Origin of the sequence: Kineococcus vitellinus, from assembly GCF_009906315.1 — a bacterium.
Lineage (GTDB): Bacteria > Actinomycetota > Actinomycetes > Actinomycetales > Kineococcaceae > Kineococcus > Kineococcus vitellinus.
On record NZ_JAAALL010000093.1, the window covers coordinates 1 to 5,171 of the forward strand.

5 protein-coding genes are annotated in these 5,171 nt (G+C 78.9%); 4 read left to right on the forward strand and 1 reads right to left on the reverse strand.

Features of this window, described 5'->3' with window-relative positions; translation table 11 throughout:
- Positions 1-74: 74 nt before the first annotated feature.
- The 4 genes from GTQ99_RS26055 (at position 75) to GTQ99_RS10360 (ending at position 4,812) form a co-directional block, all read left to right on the forward strand.
- On the forward strand, positions 75-3,137 hold the full coding sequence (locus tag GTQ99_RS26055) for a S8 family serine peptidase (RefSeq protein WP_166615653.1): 3,063 nt from the start codon (positions 75-77) through the stop codon (positions 3,135-3,137).
- Between the two features lie 77 nt (positions 3,138-3,214).
- A complete protein-coding gene (locus GTQ99_RS10350) occupies positions 3,215-3,463 on the forward strand; it encodes a hypothetical protein (protein WP_166615654.1) in 249 nt (82 codons plus the stop codon).
- Entirely contained in the window at positions 3,460-3,966 is a 507-nt protein-coding gene (locus GTQ99_RS10355) for a 2'-5' RNA ligase family protein (RefSeq protein WP_166615655.1), read from the forward strand. The genes GTQ99_RS10350 and GTQ99_RS10355 overlap by 4 nt, the downstream gene beginning before the upstream one ends.
- A 120-nt stretch (positions 3,967-4,086) precedes the next feature.
- Positions 4,087-4,812 (forward strand): GAF domain-containing protein, encoded by a 726-nt coding sequence (locus tag GTQ99_RS10360; protein WP_166615656.1) that lies wholly within the window; start codon positions 4,087-4,089, stop codon positions 4,810-4,812.
- Between the two features lie 46 nt (positions 4,813-4,858).
- Here the strand turns inward: GTQ99_RS10360 and GTQ99_RS25055 are convergent.
- On the reverse strand, positions 4,859-5,171 hold a 313-nt coding region (locus tag GTQ99_RS25055), incomplete at its 5' end, for an aminotransferase class V-fold PLP-dependent enzyme (RefSeq protein ID WP_240897150.1).

Here is a 5,171-nt window from a genome sequence, read left to right on the forward strand (position 1 = left end):
GGACCGGCTTGGCTTCGCACTGTCGCCACGTGTACACCCACCGTGACGTCTCGCTCCGTCGCCGAGGAGGCCCGGTGGACGTCCGCCCACCCCGTCGTCGCACCCGCCGCCGCACGCCCGCCGTCCTCGCCGCCGCCACCGGCCTGCTGCTCGGCCTCGTGCCGCCGAGCGCGGCCGGCGCGTCCGCCCCCGCGCCGAATCCCGCGGCGAACCCCGCGGCGAACCCCGTGGCGAACCCCGTCGCGCAGGGGGACCCGGACGCGCAGGGCGAGTACGTCGTCGCGCTCGCCCAGGACCCCGCCGCCCGCTACGACGGCTCCCTGCCCGGTCTGCCCCGGCTGAGGTCGGCCACCGGCGGCGTCGACGTCACCGCGCGCTCCACGCAGGCCTACCGCGAGCTGCTGCTCGACGAGCAGGCGCAGCTCGCCCGCTCGGTCGGCGCGACGCCCCGCCAGCGCTACACCGTCGCCCTCAACGGCTTCTCGGCCCGCCTCAGCGCGGCGCAGGTGGCCAGGCTGCGCGCCACCCCCGGCGTCCTGTCCGTCAGCCCCGACGTCGAGCGCCACCCCACCCGCAGCGCCACCGCGCCCACCGGCGCGACCCCCACCGGCGCGAGCGCCACCGACGGCGCGGGCGCGCCGGGCACGACGGCCGACCAGCTCGGCCTCACCGGCCCCGGCGGCGTCTGGGAGCGCCTGGGCGGCGCGGAGCGGGCGGGCGCCGGCGTCGTCGTCGCCGACCTCGACACCGGGCTGTGGCCCGAGCACCCCTCGGTGGCCGGGGAGCCGCTGCCCGTGGCCGCCGACGGCAGCACCCGCTTCGCCAAGGCCGACGGCGGCACGTTCACCGGCGCCTGCGAGAGCGGGCCCGGGTGGACGGTGCAGGACTGCAGCACCAAGGTCGTCGGCGCGCGCACCTTCTCCGAGGGGTTCGAGGCCGCCCACGGCGGCTTCGCGGCCGGGGAGTTCCGCTCCCCCCGCGACAGCGACGGCCACGGCACCCACACCGCCACCACCGCCGCCGGGCGCTCCGGGGTGCCCGCCACGATCGCCGACACCTCCTACGGGGAGGTCACCGGCATCGCCCCCGCCGCCGCGCTCGCCGTCTACAAGGTGTGCTGGACCGCCGACACCGGCCTCAACGGCTGCCAGACCTCCGACCTCGTCGCCGCCGTCGACCAGGCTGTCGCCGACGGCGTGGACGTCATCAACCACTCCATCGGCTCCGGGGCGGCCACCGACCCGGCCGACCCCGTGGAGATCGCGTTCCTGTCCGCCGCCTCGGCCGGCGTCTTCGTCGCCGCCTCCGCGGGCAACGCCGGTCCCGCCGCCTCCAGCACCGACCACGCCAGCCCCTGGGTGACCACGGTCGCGGCGAGCACGTCGGTGCTGCGCGAGGGCACCGTCGTCCTCGGCGACGGCACGAGGTTCGTCGGCGCGCGGCTGCGGCAGCGGGCCCTGGCCCCGAGGTTCATCGTGCTGGCGGCCTGGGTGAAGGAGCCGGGGGCGGCCGCGGCCGCCGCCCGCACCTGCGAGGCCGGGACCCTGGACCCGGAGCGGGCCGCCGGGAAGATCGTCGTCTGCGAGCGCTCCGCCACCCCCCGCGTCGCCAAGTCCGCCGAGGTGGCCCGCGCGGGCGGCGCCGGGGCGGTGCTGGTGAACACCGAGCCCGGCTCCACCGAGCCGGACGCGCACAGCGTCCCCACCGTCCACCTGGACGCCGCCGCCGGGCGCCGGCTCGTCGCCGCCGTCGGCCGCACCCCGCGCGCCACCGCGCGCTTCGAGGCCGGCAACACCACGGGCAGGCCCACCCCGGTCCCGCAGCTGGCGGGCTTCTCCTCCCGCGGCCCGGTGGCCGTCGCCGGCGGTGACGTCCTCAAGCCCGACGTCGCCGCCCCCGGCTCGGGGATCGTGGCCGGCTACTCGCCCGTCGCCTCGCGCACCGGCCGCGACCTCTTCGCGCCGCAGTCGGGCACCTCGATGGCCGCCCCGCACGTGGCGGGCCTGGCCGCGCTCGTGCGGACCGCGCACCCGGACTGGTCGCCGGCGGTGGTGCGCTCCGCGCTCACGACGACCGCCCGCAGCCTGGTCGGCCCGGACGGCGAGCCGCTCCAGGACGTCTTCGGCGCCGGCGCCGGCGTGGTCGACCCGCCCCGGCTGCTGGAGCCGGGCCTGGTCTACGACTCCACGCCCGTCGACTGGCTGCGCTGGCTGGAGGGCGCGGGCGTGCCGACCGGCACCGGGGTCGGCGCGATCGACCCCAGCGAGCTCAACCAGGCCTCGATCGCGGCCGGCGACGTCGTCGGCGAGCGCACCTTCACCCGCCGGGTGACCGCGACGACGGGCGGCTACTACCGCGCCGACGCCTCGGTGCCCGGCTGGGACGTGCGGGTCACCCCGAGCGTGCTCCACCTGGAGGCCGGGCAGACCAAGCAGTTCCGCGTCAGCGCCACCCGCACCGACGCCGCCCTGGAGCAGTGGTCGGCGGGGGAGCTGGTGTGGACGGGCGGGGACGAGCTCACCGTCCGCTCGCCGGTCGCGCTGCGCGCGCAGGCCGTCGACGCCCCCGCCGCCGTCGACGGCACCGGCGCCGCCGGGGAGCTGCCGGTGACCCTCACCGCGGGCTCCGGCGGCAGCCTGGACCTGCGGACCACCGGGTTCGCGCCGGGCGCCGCGAACGCCGACAGCATCGAGGAGGGCTACGCCACGACCTGGACGATCACCGTCCCCGACGACGCCGTGGCCTCGCGCTTCGAGCTGACCGCCGACCCCGCCGCCGCCGGGACGGACCTGGACCTGTACCTGTTCACCGCCGACGGCGACCTCGTGGGCTCCTCCGCGACGTTGGACGCGCGCGAGCGCGTCGACCTCGTGGCGGCGCCCGGCGACTACGAGATCGTGGTCGACGCACCCGCCACCGCGGGCGGGCTGCCCGTCGACTACGAGCTCACGACGTTCGTGCTCACGCCCGCCGACGCCGAGGGCTCGCTGAGCGCCGCCCCGGACCCGCTGCCGGTGCGCCGGGGCGGGAGCGCCACCTACGAGGTCGCCTGGAGCGGTCTGGACCCGCGGCAGCGCTGGCTCGGCGCCGTGGGCTACGCCGGCTCGCCCGCGCTGACGCTCGTGGGCGTCGGCTGACCCCGCCCGGGCCGGTCCACCGGCCGGGAGACCGGCCCGGGCGGGCCGCCGGCGCCCCGGCTGGCACAGTGGGGGCCGTGGAGGAGAACACCGGGCCGACGAACACCGGGGCGATCGCCGGTCTCGTCGCCTCCGGAGCGGGGCTGCTGCTCTCGCTCGTGCTGTGGCCGCTGTCGCTGCTCATGGGGCTGGCCGTGCTCGTGCTCGGCGTGCGGGCCCTGCGCGGCGGGCACCCCGACCGCCGCTGGTGGGCGGCGGCGCTCGCCCTCGCCGCCGCGTGCGTGCTCTCCGCGGCCGGCAGCGCGCTGGCCCTGGCGACGCGGTGAGCGCCGCCCCGCTCATCGCCACCCTCCTGCTGGAGGAGGCGGCGGCGCAGGAGCTGGACGCCCTGCGCCGCCGCTGGTTCCCGCCCGAGCGCAACCAGCTGTCCGCGCACGTGACGATGTTCCACGCGCTGCCCGGCGAGGAGCTGCCCGAGGTCCTCGACGCCGTCCGGGAGGCCTGCCGGCGCCCGGCCTTCGACGTGCGGGTCACCGGGCTGCGCTCGCTGGGGCGCGGCGTCGCGCTCGTGCTGCGCGCACCCGAGCTGGACGCCGTGCGCGCCCGGATCGCCGCCGCCTTCGCCGGCCGGCTCGGCCGCCAGGACGCGCAGGGCTTCCGCCCCCACGTCACCGTCGCCAACTTCCTGCCGCCCGAGCGGGCCCGCGAGCTGCTGGCCCGCCTGGAGGCGGACTTCTCCCCGTGGAGCGCGCGCGCCCGCGGCGTCGCCGTGCACCGCTACCTCGGCGGGCCGTGGGAGCAGGTGGCCGAGCAGCTCTTCGACGCCTGAGGCGGGCCCCCGGCCGCCCCGGCTCGAGCGGGTGCGCGTCCCGCGGCGGCGTGGTTCGCTGTCGCGCAGGGTGCAGCGAACCGCCCGGGACGCCGGCCGGAGGAGCTGACGAGAGCACCCGTGGACATCGCAGAGCAGTTCCGCGCCGCCTGGGCGCCCGACGCGGCCCGCACGGGCCCGGACCTGCTGCCGGTGGCCCTGGCCAGGGCCTGCACGGCGGTGCTGGCCGTCGACGCGGCCGGCATGAGCCTGCTGGGCAGCGACGACCGCGTGCCGCTGGGGGCGAGCGAGCCGGCGGCCTCCCGCGCCGAGCAGTGGCAGTTCACGGTCGGCGAGGGCCCCTGCTTCGCCGCCTTCGAGCACGCCGAGCCGGTGGTCGCCGAGGAGGCGAGCCTGCGCGCCCGCTGGCCGGCGCTGCACGACGAGCTGCGCCGGCGCACCCGCTTCCGCAGCATCGTGGCGCTGCCGCTGGGCCTGGGCGAGCTGCGCATCGGCGCCCTCGACCTGTACTCGACCGGGCCCCGCTTCGCCGCGTCCTTCGAGGTGGCCGCGGCGCAGGTGGTGGCCGGGCTGGTCCACGAGCAGCTGCTGCTCACCGCGGCCGGCGTGGACCCCGACGACCCCTCGGCCGGGCCCGCCTGGCAGGACGCGCCCGGCGCCCGGCACCGGCGGGGGGTGTGGGCCGCGGTGGGCCTGTCCTGCGCGGTCCTGGGCCTGCGGGGCACCGACGCCCTGGCGCTGCTGCGCGCCCGCGCCTACGGCAGCGGGCAGCCGCTGGAGGAGGTGGCCGAGGCCATCGTCACCGGCCGGGTGCCCGTGGAGGTCCTCCGGGAGCGCACCGGCTGACCGGCCGGCCAGCGGGGCGGCCGGTCAGCGCCCGGTCAGCGGCCGGTCAGCGCCCGCCCGCGGTGCGGACCGCGGCGGGCAGGACCCGCAGGACCGCCTCGACGTCGTCGGCGGTGCTCGTGGGCCCCAGCGTGAAGCGCACGGCCGTGCGGGCCAGGTCGGCGTCCAGGCCGGTGGCCAGCAGCACGTGCGAGGCGTCCTCGGAGTCCGCCGAGCAGGCCGAACCGCTGGAGCAGGCGATGCCGTGCCCCTCCAGCTCGGCGAGCACCGCCTCCCCGCCGACCCCGGCGAAGCAGAACGAGGCGTGCCCGGGCAGCCGGCGGGTGCGCGAGCCGGTGAGGCGGGCCCCGGGCACGCCT